Annotated in this window: 25 protein-coding genes and 1 other annotated feature; of the genes, 7 read left to right on the plus strand and 18 right to left on the minus strand. The window is 39.9% G+C overall.

Annotation, left to right across the window (positions count from 1 at the left end):
- Positions 1-3: 3 nt before the first annotated feature.
- The 3 genes from OIT90_RS15685 to OIT90_RS15695 form a co-directional block, all read right to left on the minus strand.
- Positions 4-804 carry an NAD kinase gene (locus OIT90_RS15685; protein ID WP_039177835.1) on the minus strand — a complete coding sequence of 267 codons (801 nt, stop codon included), beginning with the start codon at positions 802-804 and terminating at the stop codon, positions 4-6.
- A 63-nt stretch (positions 805-867) separates the two neighbouring features.
- A complete protein-coding gene (yjbM, locus tag OIT90_RS15690) occupies positions 868-1497 on the minus strand; it encodes a GTP diphosphokinase (protein WP_039177834.1) in 630 nt (209 codons plus the stop codon).
- 33 nt (positions 1498-1530) lie between these two features.
- On the minus strand, positions 1531-1896 hold the full coding sequence (locus OIT90_RS15695) for a UPF0738 family protein (protein WP_024425029.1): 366 nt from the start codon (positions 1894-1896) through the stop codon (positions 1531-1533).
- 236 nt (positions 1897-2132) lie between these two features.
- On the opposite strand from OIT90_RS15695, the gene OIT90_RS15700 reads away from it, so the two are divergent.
- The 5 genes from OIT90_RS15700 (at position 2133) to OIT90_RS15720 (ending at position 5552) form a co-directional block, all read left to right on the plus strand.
- Positions 2133-2711, plus strand: coding sequence for a CYTH domain-containing protein (locus tag OIT90_RS15700; protein ID WP_144490916.1), 579 nt, complete (start codon positions 2133-2135; stop codon positions 2709-2711).
- 21 nt (positions 2712-2732) lie between these two features.
- Positions 2733-3500 carry a lytic transglycosylase domain-containing protein gene (locus tag OIT90_RS15705; protein ID WP_268465348.1) on the plus strand — a complete coding sequence of 256 codons (768 nt, stop codon included), beginning with the start codon at positions 2733-2735 and terminating at the stop codon, positions 3498-3500.
- Between the two features lie 275 nt (positions 3501-3775).
- Positions 3776-4174: a globin domain-containing protein gene (locus tag OIT90_RS15710; protein ID WP_008355333.1), complete on the plus strand. Its 399-nt coding sequence runs from the start codon at positions 3776-3778 to the stop codon at positions 4172-4174.
- Positions 4171-5082: a ClpXP adapter SpxH family protein gene (locus OIT90_RS15715; RefSeq protein WP_039177830.1), complete on the plus strand. Its 912-nt coding sequence runs from the start codon at positions 4171-4173 to the stop codon at positions 5080-5082. The genes OIT90_RS15710 and OIT90_RS15715 overlap by 4 nt, the downstream gene beginning before the upstream one ends.
- A gap of 296 nt (positions 5083-5378) precedes the next feature.
- Positions 5379-5552 (plus strand): hypothetical protein, encoded by a 174-nt coding sequence (locus tag OIT90_RS15720; protein WP_039177829.1) that lies wholly within the window; start codon positions 5379-5381, stop codon positions 5550-5552.
- A 106-nt stretch (positions 5553-5658) separates the two neighbouring features.
- On the opposite strand, the gene pepF is transcribed toward OIT90_RS15720, so the two are convergent.
- The 4 genes from pepF to mecA form a co-directional block, all read right to left on the minus strand.
- Entirely contained in the window at positions 5659-7485 is a 1827-nt protein-coding gene (gene pepF / locus OIT90_RS15725) for an oligoendopeptidase F (protein WP_282960901.1), read from the minus strand.
- Positions 7486-7699: 214 nt separating this feature from the next.
- Positions 7700-8860: a competence protein CoiA gene (locus tag OIT90_RS15730; protein ID WP_474892723.1), complete on the minus strand. Its 1161-nt coding sequence runs from the start codon at positions 8858-8860 to the stop codon at positions 7700-7702.
- A gap of 162 nt (positions 8861-9022) precedes the next feature.
- Entirely contained in the window at positions 9023-10543 is a 1521-nt protein-coding gene (cls, locus tag OIT90_RS15735) for a cardiolipin synthase (RefSeq protein ID WP_144490913.1), read from the minus strand.
- 86 nt (positions 10544-10629) lie between these two features.
- Positions 10630-11295, minus strand: a complete 666-nt coding sequence (gene mecA / locus OIT90_RS15740) for an adaptor protein MecA (protein WP_024425038.1) — start codon at positions 11293-11295, stop codon at positions 10630-10632.
- A gap of 264 nt (positions 11296-11559) precedes the next feature.
- Here mecA and OIT90_RS15745 point away from each other — a divergent pair, with 264 nt between their 5' ends.
- A complete protein-coding gene (locus tag OIT90_RS15745) occupies positions 11560-12225 on the plus strand; it encodes a TerC family protein (protein WP_058838847.1) in 666 nt (221 codons plus the stop codon).
- 39 nt (positions 12226-12264) lie between these two features.
- On the opposite strand, the gene spxA is transcribed toward OIT90_RS15745, so the two are convergent.
- The 8 genes from spxA to OIT90_RS15785 all read right to left on the minus strand — a co-directional run bounded on the left by spxA (position 12265) and on the right by OIT90_RS15785 (position 19592).
- Positions 12265-12660: a transcriptional regulator SpxA gene (gene spxA, locus OIT90_RS15750; RefSeq protein WP_003211421.1), complete on the minus strand. Its 396-nt coding sequence runs from the start codon at positions 12658-12660 to the stop codon at positions 12265-12267.
- Positions 12661-12853: 193 nt separating this feature from the next.
- A complete protein-coding gene (locus OIT90_RS15755; RefSeq protein WP_144490912.1) occupies positions 12854-13432 on the minus strand; it encodes a GNAT family N-acetyltransferase in 579 nt (192 codons plus the stop codon).
- Between the two features lie 137 nt (positions 13433-13569).
- The gene (locus tag OIT90_RS15760; RefSeq protein ID WP_144490911.1) at positions 13570-13857 is read right to left on the minus strand and encodes a hypothetical protein; all 288 of its coding nucleotides are present in this window, start codon (positions 13855-13857) and stop codon (positions 13570-13572) included.
- A 101-nt stretch (positions 13858-13958) separates the two neighbouring features.
- Positions 13959-14879 (minus strand): ABC transporter ATP-binding protein, encoded by a 921-nt coding sequence (locus OIT90_RS15765; protein ID WP_024425041.1) that lies wholly within the window; start codon positions 14877-14879, stop codon positions 13959-13961.
- A 1-nt stretch (position 14880) separates the two neighbouring features.
- Positions 14881-15960 (minus strand): ABC transporter ATP-binding protein, encoded by a 1080-nt coding sequence (locus tag OIT90_RS15770; RefSeq protein WP_064498299.1) that lies wholly within the window; start codon positions 15958-15960, stop codon positions 14881-14883.
- 12 nt (positions 15961-15972) lie between these two features.
- The gene (locus OIT90_RS15775; protein WP_048238483.1) at positions 15973-16890 is read right to left on the minus strand and encodes an ABC transporter permease; all 918 of its coding nucleotides are present in this window, start codon (positions 16888-16890) and stop codon (positions 15973-15975) included.
- A gap of 3 nt (positions 16891-16893) precedes the next feature.
- Positions 16894-17838, minus strand: coding sequence for an ABC transporter permease (locus tag OIT90_RS15780; protein WP_047201795.1), 945 nt, complete (start codon positions 17836-17838; stop codon positions 16894-16896).
- A gap of 116 nt (positions 17839-17954) precedes the next feature.
- Entirely contained in the window at positions 17955-19592 is a 1638-nt protein-coding gene (locus OIT90_RS15785) for a peptide ABC transporter substrate-binding protein (RefSeq protein ID WP_059374935.1), read from the minus strand.
- 482 nt (positions 19593-20074) lie between these two features.
- Positions 20075-20295: a binding site (T-box leader), on the plus strand.
- A gap of 53 nt (positions 20296-20348) precedes the next feature.
- On the opposite strand from OIT90_RS15785, the gene trpS reads away from it, so the two are divergent.
- On the plus strand, positions 20349-21344 hold the full coding sequence (gene trpS, locus OIT90_RS15790; RefSeq protein WP_024425046.1) for a tryptophan--tRNA ligase: 996 nt from the start codon (positions 20349-20351) through the stop codon (positions 21342-21344).
- Between the two features lie 35 nt (positions 21345-21379).
- Here the strand turns inward: trpS and OIT90_RS15795 are convergent, their stop codons facing one another.
- From OIT90_RS15795 to OIT90_RS15805, 3 genes are all read right to left on the minus strand, one after another.
- Positions 21380-22132, minus strand: coding sequence for a DUF3603 family protein (locus tag OIT90_RS15795; protein WP_474892724.1), 753 nt, complete (start codon positions 22130-22132; stop codon positions 21380-21382).
- A 157-nt stretch (positions 22133-22289) separates the two neighbouring features.
- The gene (gene opp4C / locus OIT90_RS15800) at positions 22290-23189 is read right to left on the minus strand and encodes an oligopeptide ABC transporter permease (RefSeq protein ID WP_080772319.1); all 900 of its coding nucleotides are present in this window, start codon (positions 23187-23189) and stop codon (positions 22290-22292) included.
- A gap of 33 nt (positions 23190-23222) precedes the next feature.
- Positions 23223-24173: an ABC transporter permease gene (locus tag OIT90_RS15805; protein WP_034621771.1), complete on the minus strand. Its 951-nt coding sequence runs from the start codon at positions 24171-24173 to the stop codon at positions 23223-23225.
- Between the last annotated feature and the right edge of the window lie 128 nt (positions 24174-24301).

Consider the following 24301-nt stretch of genomic DNA (forward strand, 5'->3'; position numbering starts at 1 on the left):
TTCTTATTCTCCTTTTCCGATAAAGGAATCTTGCACCCTTTTCCAAAACGGAAACGGTCTAAATCTAGCAAAACGGACATTCTCATCTGCCACCCGGCATTGAATGGATTTGACGTCTTTATGAAGCAGCGTCAAATGATCAATCGTCACCTGAAAATCGACATCATTCCTCGGCTTAATCACACAAGTATGGTGGTCAGGCAAAATAAGCGGTGAACCGACCGTCCGAAACACTCTGTTGTTGATTGAAGCCATTTCTGCCAGCTGAATGGCTCTAATGGAAGGATGAATAATGGCGCCTCCAAGTGCCTTATTATAGGCCGTACTGCCTGATGGAGTAGACAAACAAAGGCCGTCACCTCTGAATGTTTCAAACAGCTGGCCTCTGATTTCAACATCTGCCACAAGTGTCCCTTCCATGCTTTTAATCGTACATTCATTCATTGCTAAATATTTCTCTTCTCTGCCGCCGTCGTTGTATCTGACAATGACCTCTAAGATCGGATATTCCACAATATGATAAGGCGTTTTCGCAATGGCTAAGACGAGTTTTTCAATCTCACTCGGCACCCAGTCAGCATAGAAGCCAAGATGACCTGTATGAACACCGACAAAGGCTGTTTCATTCAGACGGTTGCTGTAGCGGTGAAAGGCATAAAGAAGGGTGCCGTCTCCACCAACCGTAATGACAAGATCCGGTTCCTCTTCATTTAGTTCCATGCCAAAATCCAATAAGTAGGTCTGAATTTTACTTTTGAGCGTGTCAGATACAGAATTCCCTTTTGAAGAAACTGCAAATTTCATGAATTCTTCTCCTTTTTCACCTTGCTGCTATGAGAGGGCAGCATCATATTTGATCAAACTGGCTCAGCTGTCGTTTTTCTTTTTCCGGGAAAATGCCACTTGTGCTTCTTGAATTTCCCCTCTAATTTCGGACATCTCTTCATCGAGACGAGATGCTGCCTCAGATGCTCTTTGAAGGCGCAGCTTGACCTTCTCCGGGATATTCCCGCTATATTTATAATTCAGAGAATGCTCAATGGTCGCCCAAAAGTTCATCGCAAGCGTACGAATTTGGATTTCGACAAGGAGCTGCTTCTCTCCGTTGATCGTTTGCAGCGGATATAACACAACAAGGTGGTAAGAGCGGTATCCGCTTTCTTTATGTTCTGCAATATAGTCGCGTTTATCTACAACCACAAAATCTTTACGTGACTGGAGCATTTTTTTCACGACTTGTATATCTTCTACAAACTGGCACATAATGCGAAGCCCAGCAATATCCTGCATCGTTTCAATCTCATGCATCGGGATGTTTTTACGCTTTGCCTTTTCTAATATGCTGGCAACGGGTTTCACTCGGCCTGTGACAAATTCTACTGGTGAATGGTCATCCTCGAATTCATACAGCTTTCGAATGCCTTTTAGTTTCACTTTTAATTCTTCGACTGCTTGTTTATACGGTGCGAGGAATTGATCCCATTGTTTTTTGTCCATGAAACTTCCCCCAATTCCATATACCTAATTATTTCAGAGGAATGTGCTTTTCACTTTCTCTTCCATATCTCCGTAATTGGCATTGTCTTTAATATTGTCGATTAAATAATGTAATTCCTGTTGAAGCTGAATGAGTTCCAGCGAATATTCATCCGATGCCAAATAGACAGGGATGTCACGATTCATTGCTTCTTTTAATGGAGCCCATGTATGTTCCCCTAAAATAAGATACGAAAAGGACTCCTCGGTTTCAAGTATGTAAACGAACGCAAAGTGATCAGAATCAACAAGCATTTGTCCTGATGCTTTTGCTTTTTGGATTTGCTCTTCTGACTGGATTGTCAAAATCAGCCTGTCTTCTTTTAAAGTTGCTTCTGTGATTTCAATTCTGTTTTGCATCATGATCTCCTTTACAACAAAGTACAGCTTTATTTTATCATATCAAGTTCAATATTGATAAACCGAACTTTTGGAGAAAATCCTGTTTTTCTCTTTTAAATGATTCTTTCCCACGATTCTTCATTCATTTTGGTTCACGCCTAAAGAAATTAAAGAGAATAAAACAGTCTTTTACATGGTGAACACACTTCATGTACAATAATCATATTTCCTCTAAATGAAAGGTTGATGTCAAAATGGCACAGGAAATTGAAATAGAACTAAAACAATTATTAATGAAAGAAGAATTTGATCAGCTGAAACAGCATTTTCAATTGAAGGATGCGGATTTCCACACACAAACCAACTATTATTTTGATACACCTCAATTTGATATAAAATCTCAATTGGCTGCATTAAGAATGAGAGAAAAAAACGGTCAATGGGTGCTCACATTAAAGGAACCGCACGAGATAGGCTTGCTTGAAACCCACCAAACGATCGCTCCCCCATCACAACTTAACGATTTTGAGCTGCCAGAAGGTGAAGTTGCGGACAGATTAGACCACCTGAACATTCAAACTGATCAAATTGTGTACTTTGGTTCACTTGAAACGTCAAGAGCAGAAAAAATGATCCAAGAAGGCTTAATTGTTTTGGATCACAGCCGATATTTAACAGTAGAGGACTATGAACTTGAATTTGAAGTGAGCGACCTGGAAATCGGACAAGCCGCTTTCTCCACATTGCTCCGCAAATTTCATATCCCAGTACGAAACACGAAAAACAAAGTCGTTCGTTTTTATGAAGAAAAAATGAAAACACAGAATAGATGAATTCCTTGAAGGAGGAACATGATGAACGTTAATCAACTTCAATCCTTTATGCAGCTTCAAGCGCTTAAAACGTTACAAACAGATCCAGCACAAACGCAAATGTCTGCGGGTCAAGAATCGAATGCCCAAGCTTCATTTCAGTCGCTGCTGCAAGATTTTTTAGGCGGATCAGAATTATCACGTCTCCCGCTTTCCATCTCTGCTTTTATGGGCACGGATCCATCAACGGCTCCGAACACGCAATATGCGCGTACAAACCCATATTTATCTGCGATTGCCGGCAGTGATCAGCTTCAAGCTCAATCTTTATATGCAAATGACAATCAATTAAATACAGCGAATGGCATTGGAAATGTCTTAAACAACAGCTACACACCGCCGCTTCAAAAGGCTGTCTCCAGTGGCTCATCATCAAAAGAGATTAATCAAATCGTGTCACAAATGGCTCAAAAGCATGGCGTTCCTGAAAAGCTTATTCACGCAGTCATTAAGCAGGAATCCGGCTATCGCACGAATGCTGTCAGCCATGCAGGTGCGCTTGGTCTCATGCAGCTCATGCCATCTACGGCTAAGTCACTTGGCGTCAACAATGCCTTTGATGCTACCCAAAACATTGAAGGCGGAACGAAGTATATAAAACAAATGCTTCAGAAATATAACGGAAATATCTCACTCGCCTTAGCTGCCTATAATGCAGGTTCAGGAAATGTAGATAAATACGGGGGCATCCCTCCATTTAAAGAAACACAAAATTATGTAAAGAAAATCACAGCTCAATATTTCGCTTAAACCGAAGAGAATAACCTCTTCGGTTTTTTGTATGTCGCTTTTCCCCCTTTTTTGACTGAATGTGTTATGATATGGTCAATTGATCACGGAACCCGCCCCACTCTTTATTTCGAGCAGACCAAAGCTGTTTGTTTGTGGAATTGAGATGAGGTTGTTAAAATAAGTACAAGAATAGAAACAATAAAATAGAACAAACTGAATATCACTTTTGAAATAAATGAAATGCGCAATAGGGTGAGTCATCCTATTAACTACGAGTAAAAGGAGTAGTCAACATGGTACAATCGTTTAACGCACCTTACGAAGCGGTTGGAGAGGAACTTCTATCGCAACTTGTTGATACTTTTTATGAAAATGTAAAGTGTCATCCTTTGCTTCATCCTATTTTCCCGGATGACTTAAAAGAAACAGCAAGAAAACAAAAACAGTTTTTAACGCAATATTTAGGCGGACCACCGCTTTATACAGAGGAGCATGGCCACCCAATGCTGCGGGCGAGACATCTCCCTTTTCCGATTACTGAGGAGCGGGCGGACGCATGGCTTGAATGCATGGAGGATGCAATGGATCAAGTAGGACTAACCGGCGATATTCGTGACTTTTTATTTGAACGGCTTTCTCTGACGGCTCGTCATATGGTCAACCAAACACCTGAAAAGGATGGACGATCTTGAGCTGCAATTCGCACGATCAATATTTCTCACACTGTCACGGACATCCTCAAAAGCCGATTGAAATCTATGTATTCATTGATCCGCTAAGCCCAGACTGCTGGTTATTAGAGCCATCCATTAAAAAATTGAAAATGAAATATGGCCGTTTTTTCACTTTACGAACAGTAACAAGTTCTAGTATTAATGCATTGAATCGGAAAAGAAAGAAACATTTACTGACTGAAGCATGGGGGAAATTTGCCACTAAAACGCAGACCAAAAAAGAACAAATGCTGTCTGAACAAATTGTGACATCACCCTACCTCGCCTCACTCGCATTAAAAGCAGCGGAGCTTCAAGGAAGAAAATGCGGAATGAAATTTTTGCGTCTCATTCAAGAATCGCTTTTTTGCCATCAGCAAGATGTCACAAGTGAGCAGGTGCTGATAGAAAATGCAAAAAGTGCTGGTCTGGACATCGAGGAATTCCAGCGCGACATTCATTCTCAAAGTGCGGTGAAAGCACTGCAATGTGATATGAAAATTGCAGCTGAAATGGACGTATCTGAGCTTCCGACCTTCGCCTTTTTTAATACCGTAAATGGAGATGAAGGATTAAAAATTTCAGGTGCCTACTCTTATGATATATACGAGGAAATCCTTTTTGAAATGATTGGTGAAAAACCAACACCATCAGAACGGCCTCCAATTGAATGGTTTATTGCATACTTTCAATTTGCATCCGCAAAAGAGATAGCCGTTGTTTATGACCTGACGCTTGAAGAAGTTGAACGAGAAATGAAGAAGCTGGCTTTCGCTCAAAAGGTAGAACGTGTACAAGTGCAGCAAGAAATGTTTTGGCGCTATAAAGAGAATGACAACCATACAGATCTTGATGTCTATCGCTGTGAAAATGAACATGGGTGCTGACCCATGTTTTTTCTTTACTCCAAAAAGGAACATTTGTTCCATTTATAAACACGAAGAAACCGCGCCGGGATAAGCGCGGTTTCACTATGTCTTAACGACAACAAAGGGGATGGGAGAAATTTTTCACGGTCAAACAAAGGGGTAATGTTTGTATGTGATTAATTTCACATCTGTAGTATATCAAATTTTGTCGACTTATGACAACAGATATACTATATGTTCATATTTTTGTCACAAAACATAAGAGGGTTGTCACTTTCATATAGTAAAAGTAACAAAAAAATGGGGGGATCTGCATGCGCAGCACAACTATTGGACTTGTTGCCATTGGCTTATGTTTCTTTTTAAATATATTAGGCTTAATGAAAATGCTTCCTCTTTATTTGACGTCTCCACTCTTATTTGCTGCGATTCTTTTTACGCTTTATCGAATGAATCATCGTAAGACCTTTAGAGGTTTTAAAGGTTGATCATTAAAAAGGATTGGCCTCTCTATCTGAAGAGGTCTTTTTTATGAGAAAAAAACTCCTGTCAAAAGATGAGCTGGCACTCACACGTCTGACAGAAGTCTTTTCATTACTCACCTGTTTTAGAGATGAGCTCTTCCATTTCTTTTAGTTTTTCTTCAAACAATTGGCATGCTGCTTCTATTGGTTCTTTAGAAGCCATATCAACACCAGCTTTTTTCAGCACATTGATTGGATAATCAGAGCTTCCTGCTTTAAGGAAATCTGTATAGCGCTCTACCGCTGGTTTTCCTTCTTGTAAGATTTGCTTGCTTAATGCCTGCGCCGCACTATAGCCTGTCGCGTATTGATACACATAATAGTTGTAATAGAAATGAGGAATTCTCGTCCACTCTAATCCAATTTCCTTATCAACCACCATGCCGTCACCAAAATACTTCTTGTTCAGGTCATAATAAAGGTTCGTCATAAATTCTGGCGTTAAAGCCTCTCCTTCTTGTGCTTTCACATGAATAAGATGCTCAAACTCAGCAAACATCGTTTGTCTGAATACTGTTCCTCTAAATCCTTCTAACAAGTGGTTTAATACATACAAGCGCTGTTTTTTATCGTCTAAATGATTAAGCAGGTATTCGCCTAGTAACGCTTCATTTGTAGTGGAAGCCACTTCAGCTACAAAGATACTATAGTTTCCATACGGATATGGCTGGTGCTTCCTCGTGTAGTAGCTGTGTACAGAGTGCCCAAATTCATGAGCCAGCGTAAACAAATTATCAATGTTATTCTGCCAGTTCATGAGGATATATGGATTTGTACCATAGCTTCCTGATGAATAAGCACCGCTTCGTTTCCCTTTATTCTCATAAACGTCTACCCAGCGATTTTCGAGTCCTTCTTTTAACACGGACACATATTCTTCTCCTAATGGCGCTAACCCTTTCAGCATATAATCCTTTGCTTCATCGTAGGTGAGCTTCATGCCAGCATCTTTCACAAGTGGTGTATACAAGTCGTAATTGTGCACTTCATCAAGCTTTAATACCTTTTTGCGTAATTCAATATAGCGGTGTAACAACGGTAAATATTGATGAACTGTATCAATTAGATTGTCATACACTTCTTCTGGGATGCTGTTTCGTGATAGTGCTGCTTCTCTTGCCGATTTGTAATTTCGTACTTTTGCATAAAAATTATCCTTTTTAATTGAACCGCTTAGTGTAGAAGCAAGTGTGTTCTTATACTGATCATACGTTTTATACACAGCTTTAAAGGCATTCTTTCTCACTTCACGATCATCACTATTTAAAAATGTAATAAAGTTGCCGTGGGTAATTTTCTTTTCCTCCCCATTCTCATCCTTTACAGAAGGGAACGAAATATCGGCGTTGTTAAACATACTAAAAGTAGTAGATGCAGATGAAAGTGGTTCAGAGGCCTCAGCTAATAAAGCTTCTTGTTCCTCACTTAAAATATGTGGACGCTCTTTATTAATTTCTTCGAGAGCATGAGAATACAGTTTTAATTCTTCTTTTTCCAGAATAAATTGCTGCAATTTATCTTCTTGAATTGATAAAATCTCTGGAACAATATAAGCAGATGTACTAGACAGCTGTGTAAATAGATTCGAGGCTTTATCATTTAACGCCTGAAAGGATGAGTTCGTTGTATCTTCATCGTATTTCATGTGCGCGTATGTATAAAGCTTGCCAAGCTTTTCAGAAAGTTGATCCTGAAAGGTTAGGGCTTCATACAGGACATCAGCAGAATGGGCCAGCTTGCCTTTAAATTGTGCCAGCTTCGGAATTTCTTTTTTGACCGCTTCGAATTCCTTGTTCCATGCATCGACGCTTTCAAAAATATCTTCAAGGCGCCATTTGTTTTCTTCTTTTACTTCGCTTCTGTCTGGTAGATGATTGTTTTTGTTTTGTGAAGTCATATGAATCCCCCTTGCATGAGTTGTGTTGAACCAACCTTTCGGAAAGTGAAAGAAATTGGTGTTGTATTTATCTTCTTTGTTTTGAACTATATTTGTCAAATCATATGCAGAAATAAATACCAAACAGACTAAAAAAATGAGAAAAAAGCGTTTCTTTCGATTCAATAGCAGCACCACCTTTTTCTTATCATGATCAAAGTGGTCATGAAACATGCTAATGAAATAAGAAAGCATCTCGTTTTAGCACTTCATCAAGTGTTTGTATTGGCATTTGATTCGACGATACTTCATAATTACCCTCTTTCGTCATATGTAAAAACCCTTGTCTTACAATCGCCTTTACATATGCAGTGACCACCCCTTTTATTTCTTCTCTTGACACATCACTATATCGGAGTTTCACTTCTTTCATCTGCACACACCGGTTGATTTCTTTCATGAGCTGTTGAATCGTTACTCGCCTGCTTCCCTTTTTCCTCATCATCCAATCATAGAGGCAACCTTGCCAAACATATACGGGACTTGTAAAGATATACGCTTCTTGCACCGGGATAAATAATGCAGTCGGCAAAAAAGGGAATGCCGTTTGATGATGCTCATAAAAAATATCTCTCAAACGTTTGCTTTCATTTGATAAAATGCGAGGAGGACGCTGCCTAAATTGCTGTATACATTTAAGCCATTGTTGGTTTACTTGACGCTTGCTTGAGCTCGCAGATAGGAGTGCAGGAATTTTGCTGTATGCGGAAGGTGATCTGACAGTCATTGCCGCACATATTTTCGTTGGTTGAAACACGAGAAATTGATCAAGATGGATGAACTTATTTTGAAGCGGGCAGAAAAAAATCAACCGCCTTTTCTCTGATTCCCTTAAAATTCCCCAATGAATGGAGGAGAAAGAAAAAAGCTGAGCAGATTTTCGTTTCAAACGATTTGCCCCTATCATCCATATTGGAAAGAGACCTGCTTCACGGAGACCTGCTGTTCTTCTGCGCAGCTCCTGCCGGGAAATATTAGCACATTGAAATTCGATTGCATAGGTTTCATTTCCTATAGTGACGGTCACATCAGGACGCTGATGAACCTTTGACATATATTTTTCCAGCACAGGTTTATGTCCAAGCCGCTTCAGCCAATTCATAATGGCTTCCTTTCCCGCCTGATGATAAGCCGTTTCGCCTGAGGCTAACGAACATGCTGTCAGCTGTTTATGCGCAAAATGATAGACACGATGCTCCCCTAGCTTTAATTGCACCTCCTCCCTACATTCAGGACAATAAAATTTGCACGTCGTTCTTACATGCTCCAGCCGGCTTTTCGATAGATGATGTGTAATTCGGATAAGCTTACCGTTATCCATCATTGCTGCATTCATTCAGTTCGCCCCTCGCTCTTTGATGCCCGTATTATAGCTTGTTCGTCTATAAGAAAGCGAAAAGGGAAAATGAATTTTCACCGTGTCAAAAAATGATTTTACTGATCATAATTTCCGTAAAATAAAAAATCCCCCTTATAGAAAAGAGGGAAAATACAATCTTTATAAAAGTGGTGATAATAATCTTGCAGTTGATTCAAACAGTCTGACCCTCAAAGGTCTCTTTGCGAACTCTTCTGACACAATTTCATGTGACTGCTCTAAATCACCTAAGAAATCGTTGACAAGCTTCTCTGTGCTTTTCGTTTTATAGAGGAAGGCATTCACTTCAAAGTTCAAATGAAAGCTTCTCATATCCATGTTTGCCGTTCCAATTGAAGCCAGTTCATTATCCACAATAATAAATTTACTATGCATAAAGCCTTGATCATACTCGTACACCTTCGCCCCTGCATCAAGAAGCTCTGGGAAGTATGAACGAGACGCATGGAACACAATCCGTTTATCTGGATTCTTTGGAGCAATAATCCGGACATCTACTCCGCTCAATGCGGCAATTTTCAATGCGGACAAAATATCATCATCCGGGACAAAATACGGTGAAGCGATCCAGATGGACTTTTTAGCGGAGATGATCATAGAGAAAAAGAGATTTTTAATGACCTCCCACTGCTTGTCAGGCCCGCCAGCAATCATTTGTACGCCTTCTGTTGTACTCTCAAGGTGACTGAAATCTTTGAAATAGTCCACACCTGAGCATCTTTCATTCGTCATATAATACCAATCCTGCATGAAAATCTGCTGGAGGTCACGAACAGCTTCGCCCTTAATCATCAGATGTGTATCACGCCAGAATCCATATTGTCTACTTCTGCCCATGTATTCGTCACCGATATTAAGCCCGCCGACAAACCCCACTTCTCCATCAATAACAACAATTTTTCTATGATTTCGGAAGTTAATTTTATTATTTAAAAGGGGGAGCCTTACTGGTAAAAATGGAACGATCTGAACGCCAGCCTTTTCTAGGTCAGCAATATATTGACGAGAAAGCTTTAAGCTTCCTACATCGTCATATAAAAAGCGGACAATCACGCCATTTTTCGCTTTTTCAATTAGAATGTCCTTTAATTCTTGGCCAAGGTCATCGTGGCGGAGAATGTAATATTCTAAATGAATGTGATGTGTTGCTTTTTTGATCTCTTCAAAAATATGAGAGAATGTTTCTTCACCATTGGTTAAGACTTTAGAGGACGTGCGATATGTAATAGGAGTATGTCCAAGTCTGTGGGCCAGCTTAAATAAGAGCTGCTGATGATCACCCATATGCGTCATTTTTTCAATTGCTTCTCTATGAATACGTTCATCTTCCTGGATTAACTGCTCATCCAATACCGCTTTCTTTTCAAACAGCCGGCGCTTTTTGATATTGCGTCCAAAGAAAATGTAGAACAAAAAGCCGAATAACGGAAAGCTGCCCAGCAGGACAAGCCATGTAATCGTGTGAGACGGATTCCGGTTCTCCAAGAAAATAACAAATCCGATGAAAATAATCGATAAAGTAAATAGAACACTGACTGAACTTAATACACTTACCGCTAAATCACCGGCAATCAATTGGACGATTAAATAAGCACCTATCGTAATGATTAGAAAAAATAGAACTTTGACTAAATTTCTCATTTCATTTTCTCCTTGCCGATCTCTTTATTTACCTATTCATTCAGATAAAAAAGCCGATTCCTCTATAGAAATCGACTTTTTGTTAGTTACGAGAAGTGCTGTTGAATCGTTTCAAGGGCATTCCCTTCGATAATCAGCTGACCGTATTCTTTCAGTCTGTAGATGCTGACAACTGATTCATGAGCATATTCAAGCAAAATGCTGAGCTTATTCTCCACTTGCTCATCTGACAAATCCTCGTGGAAGTCAACATATAGATAATAACGGTTTTCAAACGAATATAAACTTGTGGTAAAATCCTGCATATTTAATTGAGAAAGTGCAATCAAATCTTCAAAATCATCCATTTTCAACACGAATTGAAGTTGAAGTTTTTTGTCCTTCTCATTATGGTCTTCTTGATCTTGCTCTTCTTTATGAAAATCATCAAGCAGTGCGTCTAAGCTTTCTTCATCTGTTTGATCTTTTTTATCTTCTGGAATCGGCAATTCGAGCTTTTGTCCATCTTTAGAAAGTTGGGCTTTTGTCACGACAATTTCAAGACCTTTGTCAAGTGCCTGTACTTGAATCCAAAGCGGTCCCTCTACTGCAAATTCTTCTTCTTCGTGCACTTCGTCCATTACTTCCCAAAACAGCTCTTCACTGCGCTCACGATTATACCAAATCTCTTCACGGTCAAATCCGCGATCTTCAATATCACCGTAGGAAATATAAAATTTTACTGTATGTTCATTTATTCTTTCGATTTCCATTTTGCCAACCTTCCCTTCTATATAAGATGTTGAAGGGACATACAAGCTCCCAATTAATAGTACTTTACTACACTTTACCCGTTCCGTCTACATGTTAACCGTTTAAAGAATTGAGGTATTGCTTCGTACTGTCTATTTTATGATAAAACATGAATAAAAGAAATAAAAACGCATTTTTTGCAGAGAAAACTTGCAGAAACATATATTTGAATTGTCTTCATATATTGGTTGTACGAGCTCTATTTGGGACATGAGGTGAAATGGATGGAAACAGAGTGGATCGTATCCTTACTGATGATTATTGGCATAGACCTGATTTTAGGCGGAGATAATGCGCTCATCATTGCAATGGCCAGTCGAAATTTATCACATGATAAACGCAATAAAGCCATTTGGATCGGCACACTTTTAGCCGTGCTGATGAGAATTACAATGACTGGTGCCGCCGTTTATTTATTGACTATCCCTTATTTGCAGTTTATTGGCGGTCTTTTTCTCCTTTATATAGGATACAATCTGTTAATTGAACAAAAGAAGGAATCGATTCGGATTAAGAGCAGCGGCTCCCTTTGGCGTGCGGTGCAAACCATTGTGATTGCCGACCTCTTTATGTCACTTGATAATGTCATCGCAGTTGCAGGTGCGGCAAAAGGCAACATGCTTCTGACCGCTTTTGGCCTCATGATTTCTGTACCGATTATTATTTGGGGAAGCAAGCTGATTCATGCAGCTTTGACCAAATTTCCGTTTCTTTTATACGGAGGAAGTGCGCTGTTGGCCTTTACTGGCGGAGAAATGATTGTGCGTGATGTAAAATTGACTGAATTTATGTCGCAGCATGCCACGCTTGAATTGTTGCTTCCGTTTTTAACCGTCATAGTGGTCATATTAGCGAGCCTCTTTTACGAGCAAACGGCTGAAAACAAATAAAAAAAGCTGCCAAATGATCGGCAGCTTTTCGTGTTTTTATTAGTTAGCAAGTCGCTGAGCTTCTCTTAGTTGGAATGTACGAACCGTTCTTGGTAAGAAACGTCTAATTTCATCTTCATTGTACCCAACTTGTAATCTTTTTTCATCCAAGATAATTGGACGACGTAAAAGACCTGGATGCTCATTGATTAGTTTATACAATTGTTGAAGCGGCATTGTCTCAACATTGACATTTAGTTTTTGGAATACTTTTGAACGTGTTGAGATAATTTCGTCTGTACCGTCTTCTGTCATTCGAAGAATTTCTTTGATTTCATCGATTGAAAGAGGCTCAGAAAAAATATTTCTCTCTTGATACGGGATATTGTGCTCTTCTAACCACGCTCTTGCTTTTCTACATGATGTACAGCTTGGTGATGTGTATAATGTTACCATAAATCTTCACTCCTCAATTTGTAGAATGAATATTGATCTGTATTCTTAAATTAAAATTGTTCTAAATAAGTAATCTTTATAGTGATTATACTATAAAAAAGTAAGTGTGAACAGATTTTCTTGCAATTTTTGTGACAAAAACTAGACAATTTCATTCATTTTGTGGTGCTGCTTGATGTCAGAACATTCTCATTTAGTCGAGATGATCGAAAATATTTTTTTGCTTTCTATTTTCAATGATCTTCAATACATCATCAACATCCTCATACGATTGTCCATACCATTCTTCATCTTTATACGTATGAATTCGTTCATAGGTCTTCCTCATGGCTTCCATGATCTCTTCCTCATGATTTGTAAGAGGCGACCAATAAAGAATTTCCATGCGGTTCACTTCATTTGTTGCAAGTGACCTGCGTTTATAACCGATTGATTTTGCATGCTTAAAGTGCTCTCTTTGGTAAAACTTTAGGCGTTTTGCAGTATCTGCATCATCTTCATCTACAGGCTCGACTTCAAGCAAGATCGGTTTCTTTTTTTCCTTCAGCTTATGGATCAGCTTTGATCCGAGGCCTTCACCTCTTGCATCTTTGGAAACAAATAAATAATCAATAAAGATGAAAGAATCAAATTCGGCGTACATCATCACATGATGAGGTCCTTCCTCCTTATGATAAATATCACTTCTTTCCTTTAATAAAGCTTCCATATGCTCTTTTGACTTCATTTCTTCTATCGGGAAGTATTCACTGAGCTTTTCATACCAATTCATGGATCTGCTCCTTATGCTATAGTTAAGAACCACTTCCTTAGATATTCCCGATTTCCTGCTATTTAAACGCCTGTACTAGTAAGACGCAGCAAAGTCTTCAGTAGTTTCACTTTTTTTCAATTAACGTAAAAAAAGTTTTATAACGAACGATTCATGACGAGTTGAATACAGACAAACAAGATCAGTGTCATCGTGATTTGCAACATGATGAAATAAAGATATTTTACACGCCGTGCTTCTTGCTTCTGCCCCCTTGTCTTTCGGTTAAGCATATATTCCACTGAAAAAGACACAATCCCAATGAGCGCCATAAACAAGAGCATCCACTTGCCTCCGTTTGGCTTCCTGAAAAAAGACGTTGAAAATAGTATGAATACAATGAGAACATGAAGCAATGAATAACGATAGGTTTTCCAATTGGACATTTGATTTCCTCCGGTATCTGCTTGTACTTAACTAAAAATTACCATCATCTTGTTTTTTTGTAAAATAAAAAAAGCACTGCATTAGCAGTGCTTCTCTCTTCTTATGATTGTTTCGCCTGAAGCTCTTTGAATTCTTCCTCTGTGCAGCTCACAAAGTGACCTGGCTTCACTTCACGGAACTCGGTGTTTGTTCCTTTGTGAACAGATGGATCATACTTGATTCGTTTACGGTTACGCTCATAATCAGGATCTGGAAGCGGAATCGCAGACAATAATGATTTTGTGTATGGGTGAAGCGGGTTTTCGTATAATTCATTCGCTGGTGCCAGCTCAACCAATTTTCCGAAATACATCACGCCGATACGATCGCTGATGTATTTTACCATGGACAGGTCATGGGCAATGAATAAGTACGTTAAACCTTTTTCCTCTTGAAGCTCTTTCAATAAGTTGACGACCTGCGCTTGGATCGACACGTCTAATGCAGAGATTGGTTCATCGGCGATGATGAAATCAGGCTCTACTGCTAATGCACGTGCAATTCCGATACGCTGTCTTTGACCGCCTGAGAATTCATGTGGGTATCTGTTCGCATGCTCTTTGTTCAATCCAACAGTTTCAAGTAATTGATACACACGCTCTTTACGCGCCTGTTTTGTTTTCGCAAGACCATGAATGTCGATGCCCTCTGCAATGATATCAAGCACTGTCATTCTAGGATTGAGTGAAGCATATGGATCTTGGAAGATCATCTGCATTTGACGGTTGAATTCAAGCATTTTTTGTCTTGATTTCTTCCCGTGTACATTTTCCCCTTTATAAAGAACTTCACCATCTGTCGCATCATAAAGTCTAATGATTGAACGACCCGTAGTGGATTTACCACAACCAGACTCACCTACAAGACCAAGCGTTTCACCTTTGTAAATATCAAATGAAACCCCATCAACTGCTTTCACAGTTCCTCTTGCTGTATGGAAATGCTGCTTCAAATTTTTGATTTCTAACAGTTTTTCTGCCATGCTATTCACCCTCTTTTACTAATACAGGTTTTTCGTAGCTACCTTCTAGTTCACGCATTCTCGCCTTTACAGAAGCAGGCGGTTCAACTTTAGGTGCATTCGGATGAAGTAGCCATGATTTCACATAATGCGTATCTGATACTTTGAACATTGGCGGTTCTTGTTCGAAGTCAATTTTCATTGCATAATCGCTGCGGAGTGCAAATGCATCTCCTTTCGGCGGGTTTGTCAGATCTGGTGGTGTTCCTGGAATGGCAGTCAGCTTTCCTTCTTCTCCACCATCAGTGTCAAGACTCGGCATTGATGCTAAAAGTCCCCATGTATACGGATGCTTTGGATTGTAGAAAATTTCATCAACAGTCCCTGTCTCCACAATCTGTCCTGCATACATAACAGCTACACGATCAGCGACGTTGGCCACAACACCTAGATCATGCGTAATAAAGATAATCGAAGTGTCAACCTTTTTCTGAATTTCTTTCATTAATTCTAAAATTTGTGCTTGAATTGTTACATCAAGTGCAGTCGTCGGCTCATCAGCAATCAACAGCTTTGGATCTGCTGCAAGCGCCATGGCGATGACAACCCTTTGTCTCATCCCGCCACTAAATTCGTGCGGATATTGTTTGATTCTTTTTTCAGGCATTGGAATTCCTACAAGCTCCAATAGTTCAATGGCTCTTTTTTCAGCCGCTTCTTTTGAGATTTGTTCATGCTTGAACAGCACTTCTGTAATTTGCTTCCCGACTTTCATCGTTGGATTCAAAGACGTCATCGGATCTTGGAAGATCATTGAGATGTCTTTTCCTCGAATGGTTTGCATTTGTTTCTCGGTTTTCTTGACAATATCCTGGCCATCAAACAGGATCTGTCCGCGCTTGAAATAACCCGGCGGCATCGGAATTAGTCTCATGATCGCTTGTGATGTCACACTTTTACCAGAGCCAGATTCACCTACAATAGCAAGTGTCTCGCCTTTATTTAAGTGGAAGTTCACACCACGAATGGCTTGAACTTCTCCACCATATGTTTTAAATGAGATTGCAAGGTCTTTCACCTCTAGAATACGTTCACGTTCCATCCTAATCACTCCTTATTTACGCAACTTCGGATCTAAAGCGTCTCTTAGTCCGTCTCCAACCACGTTAAAACCAAACATTGTAATACAGATAAATGCGGCTGGGAACCATAATCTCCAAGGGTAGTACGTCATGGCTGGAATTCCGTCAGACGCCATTGTTCCCCAGCTCGCTAACGGAGCCGGTACACCAAGCCCTAGATAGCTTAGGAACGCCTCTGTGAAAATAGCAGAAGGAATCGTTAATGTCATTGTCACAAGAATTGGTCCCATTGAGTTTGGAATTAAGTGTTTAAATAAAAGTCTAGATGTTTTCGCACCTAATGTTTGTGCTGCAAGAACGTATTCTTGACTCTTTAATTGTAAAACCTGTCCCCGAACAATACGCGCCATGTTAATCCAGCCTACGACTGTCATGGCGAGGATAATCGTTAATAATCCTTTAGGAAGAACAACCATCATTAAGATGACCATTAATAGTGTTGGAATTGCCCATAAAACGTCTGCAATACGCATCATCACTTCATCTGTACGGCCGCCTTTGAATGCAGCAATACTTCCCCAGATAATACCGATGATTACGTCAAGGAGCGCTGCAGCAAGACCGATGAAGATCGAAATTCTTGCCCCGACCCATGTACGGACAAACATGTCACGTCCTAAATCATCTGTACCAAACCAGTGCTCTTTTGAAGGCGGCTGGTCAGCATTCAGCAAATCAGTCGTGGAGTAATCATATTTAGAAAAAATCGGAACAAAGATGGCCAGCATCACAATAATAAAAATGATTGTGAGTCCAACCATTGCAAGTTTATTGGCACGGAAGCGAAGCATGGCATCCTTCCATAAAGATAGACTAGGTTTAGAAATTTTTTCAGATTCTGCTGCGTCAGCTGTCGCAGGCACAAATAAATCTTTTCTCATCTCTTCCATGTGTTAGACCCCTTTCTTCGCCTTCGTCAGTTTAATTCTAGGATCGATAATACCGTAGAGAACGTCAACGACTAGAATACTGACTAATAGAATAATACTGTAGAAGACTGTAACACCCATGATGACGGTGTAATCACGGTTTGTAATGCTTGTGACAAAGTGAGAGCCTAATCCAGGAATACCAAATATCTTCTCAACGACAAAACTACCTGTTAAAACTGAAGCAGCCATTGGTCCCATGTATGTGATAACAGGCAACAATGCGTTTCGGATGGCGTGTTTGATCGTCACAGCTGATTTTGTTAATCCTTTCGCTCTAGCCGTTCTAATATAGTCACTATTTAGTACTTCAAGCATACTTGACCGTGCAAGTCTAGCGATAAATGCCATTGGCATGAAGGAAAGTGCAATAGAAGGTAGTACGGTGCTGGCCCAAGACTCCCATCCTGCAACTGGGAAGATCGCTATAATGCTTGCCTCAGATGCAAATACATATTGTAGTAGCGCCGCTAAAATGAAACTTGGAACTGAGATTCCAAAGATCGTTAAAATGGCAATCGTATAGTCTTGCCACTTGTTATGATAGAGCGCTGCAAGGACCCCAAACAATACACCAAATGCTAATGCGAGGAGAATTGCCTCAATTCCGAGGGTAAAGGAAACGGGGAATCCAGAACTGATTAAGTCATTTACGGTTTGTCCTTTATATTTAAATGAGGGACCAAAATCTAATTTTGCAACTGAACCTAAGTAGCTTACATATTGAACAAATAAGGGCTTGTCCAATCCGTAGTGCTCGTTTAGGTTTGCTTCAATTTCAGCAGGAAGTTTCTTCTCTCCAGAGAATGGACCACCAGGTGCTGCCTGCATGAGAAAGAAAGTTGCAGTTACAATAACAAACAGTGTGATTAAAATATATATTAATCGCTTACCGATATATTTAAGCAACGGAATTGCACCTCCATGATTTTACAACAATTTCTCTAATCAGCAAGAAAGGTATATGGAGAGACATCCTCCATATACCTTAAGATCCTTGCCGTAGATCTCTTACACTATGACTCTTACTTTTCGAAATGTGCCCATTTGTATTGAACATCACCTAGTCCAGATACAACTACACCTTTTAGTTTAGGATCTTGTACCCAAAGCTGAGTGTAGAAGTAAATTGGTGCTACAGGCATATCGTTGATGATGATTTCTTCTGCTTTTTTCAGCATTTCTTCACGCTTTGTTTTATCTGTTTCTTTAGCAGAATCATTCAACAATTGTTTGTACTCTTTGCTTTCCCATCCAGTGTCGTTGTTTCCACCGTCTTTATCTTTGTAAAGCTCAAGGAAGTTCACTGGATCGTTGAAGTCACCTAACCAGCCCATACGTCCGATTTGGTAGTCTCCACTGTGGATTTTGTCGATGTATACGTTCCACTCAGAGTTATCAAGTTCAACTTTCACACCTAAATCTTTTTTCCACATTTCTTGAATTGCTTGTGCAATCTTTTGGTGGCCTTCATCAGTGTTGTAAGAAAGTTTCAATGTTGGAAGATCAGAAACAGACTTATAACCTAATTCTTTCACACCTTTTTCAAGAAGCTCTTTAGCAGTTGCTACATCGTGATCTTTGAAGTAGCCAGTTTTGTTATCAGTGAATCCTTCCATTGTTGGAGGAACGATTGCCATTGCTGGCACTTGCTCACCTTGCGTAATTTTGTCAACGATCGCTTGACGGTTGATTGAGTATGTCAGGGCCTTACGGATATTTGCATTGTTTAAAGGTTTTACTTTTGTGTTGAATTTGTAGTTATAGATACCAGCGATCGTTTGGATTTTCAGACCGCCTTCTTTTTTCAATGTTTTTAAAGACTCAGTTGGAAGGCTTCCAGTTGGAGAACCAGCCCAGTCAAGCTCGCCTTTTTTGAACATGCTAAGCTCAGTGTTTGTATCTTTGATCATAGACATGTTGATTTTTTTCAATTTCACAGTATCTTTATCCCAGTATTCATTGTTCTTTTCAAGCGTGATAGAACCGCCATGTTTCCATTTAGAAAGAACGAATGGTCCGTTAGATACGTAGTTTTCACCAGCATTTGTGTACCAGTTTTTATTCTTTTCAGCCACTTTTTTGTTGATTGGCATATACGTATAGAATGCAGTTAGTTCAGTAAAGAACGGTGTTGGGTTCTCTAGCTCAACTACAAGCGTTTTGTCGTCTTTAGCTTTAATGCCAACATCAGCAACTTTCGCTTTCCCTTTGTTCGCTGCTTCAGCACCTTTAATATAGTAAAGCTGGTAAGCATATTGAGATTCATTTTTAGGATCTAATGCCCATTTCCAAGCATATTCGAAATCTTTAGCTGTAACAGGGTCACCATTAGACCATTTTGCATCACGAAGTGTGAATGTGTATGTTTTACCATCAGCACTTGTTTTGATATCAGAAGCCATTGCATTTTCTGGCTTTCCTTCAGCGTTAATTCTTGTTAATCCTTCAAAAGTCTGACGGATGACACTACCTGAAGTTGAATCATTTGCCAATCCCGGATGTAGAGAAAAAGGCTCAGTGGAGATATTCACATTTAATGTTGTTTTAGCCTCTCCAGAACTGCTCGTGCTGTCGCCTGATTTGTTTCCGCTGAAACCACAAGCGCTTAATACAAGTGTGAAAATAAGCATTAAAGTAACAACAGACCAACGCTTTTTCAACTGTATTCCCCCTTATAATATGTTTTTAGTTCAAAGGTCTCGATAGAAGATGAGATTCAGATTTAAGAAATAGCGTAAAAAAGTCCCTTAATAGCTTACTTTCTATTTCTTTTGTTTTTTCTGAATTTTCACTATGTAAAGAGCCTAGCACAAACGTGTGAACAAATTCATTATAATGAATAGAATAATTTATTGCAATATCAATTTCATATATTTTTTAAAAACGTAAATGGGGATAAAGAGGGATTTTTATAAACTAAAGTCTCAATCACTTCAACAAATTAAAGCGTAAATTGATTAAAATAATTTAACAAATTCAGCAGGAATAATGTTTTATACATATAATTAATCATCCTTTTTTAAAAAATTCTGACAGATATTTGTTATTTTATCTAAAATTTTAAGTGTCAATAGGCATGATGAGAAGGTCACATAATGGCTTCGTGACTTTTTCATGGACATCCTTTATAATAGATAGACATATTGTTGCGGTGAAAAAGAAGAGTACATATATTCCCCATTTACAGAGAGTCTGCGGCCGGTGTGAGCAGATAATGGCATGTATGGAATGGGCTTTGGAGCAGCTAACCGAACACTTCTAAAAAAGTAAGTAGGCTTAGACGGAGCAGTCTCCGTTATCAACGTCTTGAGTGATTTCTATGTGAAATAACAAGGGTGGTACCACGGTTCATTCGTCCCTTTTCTGTTGAAAAGTGATGGGTGGGCCTTTTTATATTGAAGAAAAGAGGTTTTAGTATGACAAAGAAGACAATTTTTTCAGGCATTCAGCCGAGCGGTTCTGTCACATTAGGGAACTATATTGGAGCAATGAAGCAATTTGTCGATTTGCAGCATGACTATAATGGCTATTTTTGTGTCGTAGATCAGCATGCGATTACAGTGAGTCAGGACCGATTAGCTCTCCGCCAAAATATTAGAAGCTTAGCAGCTCTTTATTTAGCCGTTGGACTTGATCCAGAGAAGGCAACATTGTTTATCCAATCAGAGGTACCTGCTCACGCCCAGGCAGGATGGATGCTGCAATGTGTTGCTTATATTGGAGAATTAGAAAGAATGACCCAATTTAAGGACAAATCCGCTGGTAAGGAAGCCGTTGTTTCAGGCCTATTAACGTATCCCCCATTAATGGCTGGCGATATCTTATTATATGGTACTGATTTAGTCCCTGTTGGAGAAGACCAAAAGCAGCATCTTGAATTGACTAGAACGCTTGCTGAACGCTTTAACCGAAAATACAATGACATCTTCACTGTGCCTGAAGTGAAAATTCCAAAAGAAGGCGCTCGGATAATGTCTTTAACAGATCCAACGAAAAAAATGAGCAAATCCGATCCGAACCAAAAATCCTTCATTACCTTATTAGATGAACCAAAGCAGCTTGAAAAGAAAATCAAAAGTGCTGTGACGGATTCAGAAGGCATCGTCAAGTATGACAAAGAGAACAAGCCTGGAATTGCCAACTTGCTGACAATTTATTCTGTATTAGGCAACATATCGATTGCAGAGCTGGAGCAAAAGTACGAAGGCAAAGGATATGGTGAGTTTAAAGGAGATCTTGCGAACGTTGTCGTTGATGCTTTAAAACCAATTCAAGATCGTTACTATGAACTGATTGAATCAGACGAGCTTGACCGTATTCTAGACGAAGGTGCTGAAAAAGCAAACCGCGCAGCAAACAAAATGCTGAAAAAAATGGAGAATGCGATGGGTCTTGGCAGAAAACGCAAATAAAAAAAGCTTGCAGCACTACCCGCTGCAAGCTTTTTCTAATTTACTTTTGATTCGTTTTCCATTTCCCAAAGCTTTTCGAAAAATGGCTGTCCTTTAATCATTTTTTCACAGAAGGCTAAATGATTCTCTGACCACCCATCAATCGTTTCATTGTAAAGCATGTTCCAAATCTCTTCGAATGACATTCGTTTGATTTGGTTGTACATGCGCGGGTTCCATTCCGTATACCAATACGCAATCTCCGCCCTGTTTTGGAGCCCCTTTAATTGATCGAGCGCCATAAACATCAGCTGCTTCAGCTGTCTTTCTTTTCTCGTTAATCCGCTGATATGCTGCGGCGGCAGTGATAGAATGTGGTACTCCTTCGTCGATTCAAGACTGTCCTTAGAGAATTCATATTCTTCTGCTTTCACATCTTTCACCATTTCATAGACCAATTGCTCCTGCCTTGGGATCAAGCGGCTTTTTCTCACAGGAATGGAATACCCAATCGTATCCACGGCAATGATTCGTATGCCGTCTGTGACTACAAAGCAATACTCTAATTTACGGCGCTCATGATTTTTTCGAATATATGATTTCTCAAATATAGACTCTAGCAGCGTCTTTGGCAGCTCTGAAAGATCATTCTCTATGTAATCAAACAAAGGACTCTGCACCTTAAGTAAAGGCACTTGATCTAACAGCTCAACGCTGTCCTCCTTACGCCACTCATGAAAATGACACACATTGTAGCCATTTTCTTCCCCTTCAAACCAATTCACCCATACGTCATGAAGAAATAACATAACCAATCCCTCACTTTATAAAAACTGTTGTCCACAGTATGGGCAAGGGATAGAGAAATTATTCCAACTTTATCAAAACTTCAAGCTGGATGAATGACGGCTTCGTTTCTTTATTTCATTCAAGAAACGGAGAGTGCACGCAGAGCCCCTTTAAACCTTACTTCAGCTTTTTAGGATCAAGCGCATCTCTCAGCCCATCTCCTAAAAAATTAAAGCATAAAACAGTCAGCAAAATGAGTAAACCTGGGAAAAGCGGGTACCACCACGCTTGCACCATAATCGAGAAATTTTGTGCATCTTGCAGCATGTTGCCCCAGCTTGCCGTTGGTGGCTGAATACCAAAGCCAAGGTAGCTGAGCGTTGATTCAGCTAAAATGACAGAGCCTACTTTTAATGTAGCTGACACAATAATAGGACCAATACAGTTCGGTAAAATATGCGAAAAGATGATGACATGATTTTTCGTTCCGATGGTTCTTGCCGCGAGTACGAATTCTCTTGTTCGAAGTGATAAGAATTCACTGCGGATAAGCCTGGCGGTTGTTGTCCAGCCTGTCAAAGCAAAGATTAAAATCAATTTATCAATGCCCGGTTTGAAAATGGTGACGAGCGTGATCAATAGAAAAATGTCTGGAATCGACAACACGACATCCACAAACCTCATTAACAAGGAATCAACAAACCCTTTGAAATACCCCGCGACCGCGCCAACGACAGTTCCAATAGTGATTGCACCAACCACCGAGACGAAACCGACCAATAAAGAAACGCGCGCGCCATATAGCACCCTTGAGAAAATATCGCGGCCAAACTTGTCTGTCCCCATAAAATGCTCAGCACTTGGCGGCTGGAGCCGCTTCAATAAATCTTGATGCTCTGGTGCATATGGAGCGATCACTGGAGCAAAAATGGCAGAAAAAATAATGACCAATAAGATCACGGAGCCGGCAACTGCCAATTTATTTTTGAAAAATTTCTCGCAAAATAAACGCAGCATTGTCTCTGGCTTTGGCGGAAGGCCCTCCTTTAATTTGATATCAACAGGAGGTGTTCCCATATTAGGCTGTGCCAATTGTCCTTCAGCTCCCTTCTAATATTCAATACGCGGATCAACGATCGCATATAAAATATCCGCTATTAAATTTCCCACCACCACGAGCACTGCGGAAATAACGGTCATCGCCATAATGACCGGATAATCTCTCGAAAAGGCAGAATCAATGAACAGCTTTCCAAGTCCAGGCCAGGTGAAGATTTGTTCCACCACGACTGCGCCGCCAATAAAGGATGGTATCATCAATCCGAAAATCGTTATGACAGGCATAAGACCGTTTCGTAAACCATGTTTAAAAATAACTTTGTTTTCTCTAAAGCCTTTCGCTCTTGCGGTGCGAATGTAATCCTGCCTCATGACATCAAGCATACTCGACCTTGTGTACCGGGTCAGCCCTGCCATATCAGCCGTTGCTAAAACAAAGGCAGGTAAAATAATGTGATGGAGCCGATCAAACACATTAAAATCAGCATTCAAGGTAGAGACTCCGCCAGTCGGGAACCACCCTAGGTTCACGGATAAAACCATAATGAGGATGAGACCAAACCAAAAGTTTGGAATAGCCAGTCCGATAAAAGATGTAACCGTAATCCCATAGTCAAGCTTTGTATACGGACGTTTTGCTGAAAGAACACCAAATGGGATGGCGATCAGCAGGGCAACTAATGTAGAAAAAATCATGAGGATGAGGGTATTTGGCAGCCGGGCAAAAATCAAATCAGCCACGGGCGTTCCCTTTTTGACAATGGATGTGCCAAAGTCACCTTGAAGCATATTGCCAAGCCATTTCATATATTGCACATATTCCGGATCATTCAAGCCGTACTTATCAATAAATGCTTCCCGGTCTGCCGCACTAATGGTAGGGTCCATCATGAGTGACATCGGATCGCCTGGTGCTGCTTTCATAATGGCAAAGGACAAAATGGTAATCCCTAATAAAATAGGAATAGAGAGCAATGTCCTTCTAATGATATATGTAACCATATGCACAACTCCTTTTTCATCGGATCGCCATTCTGTGAAAAAAAGGCTAAAATGAAGTTATTTTAGCCCTTTGTCTTCTTTTCAGCGTGATATAACCCCCCTTGAATTCTCGTGCTGATGCAGAGCGC

This window comes from Bacillus sp. ABR (assembly GCF_056172715.1).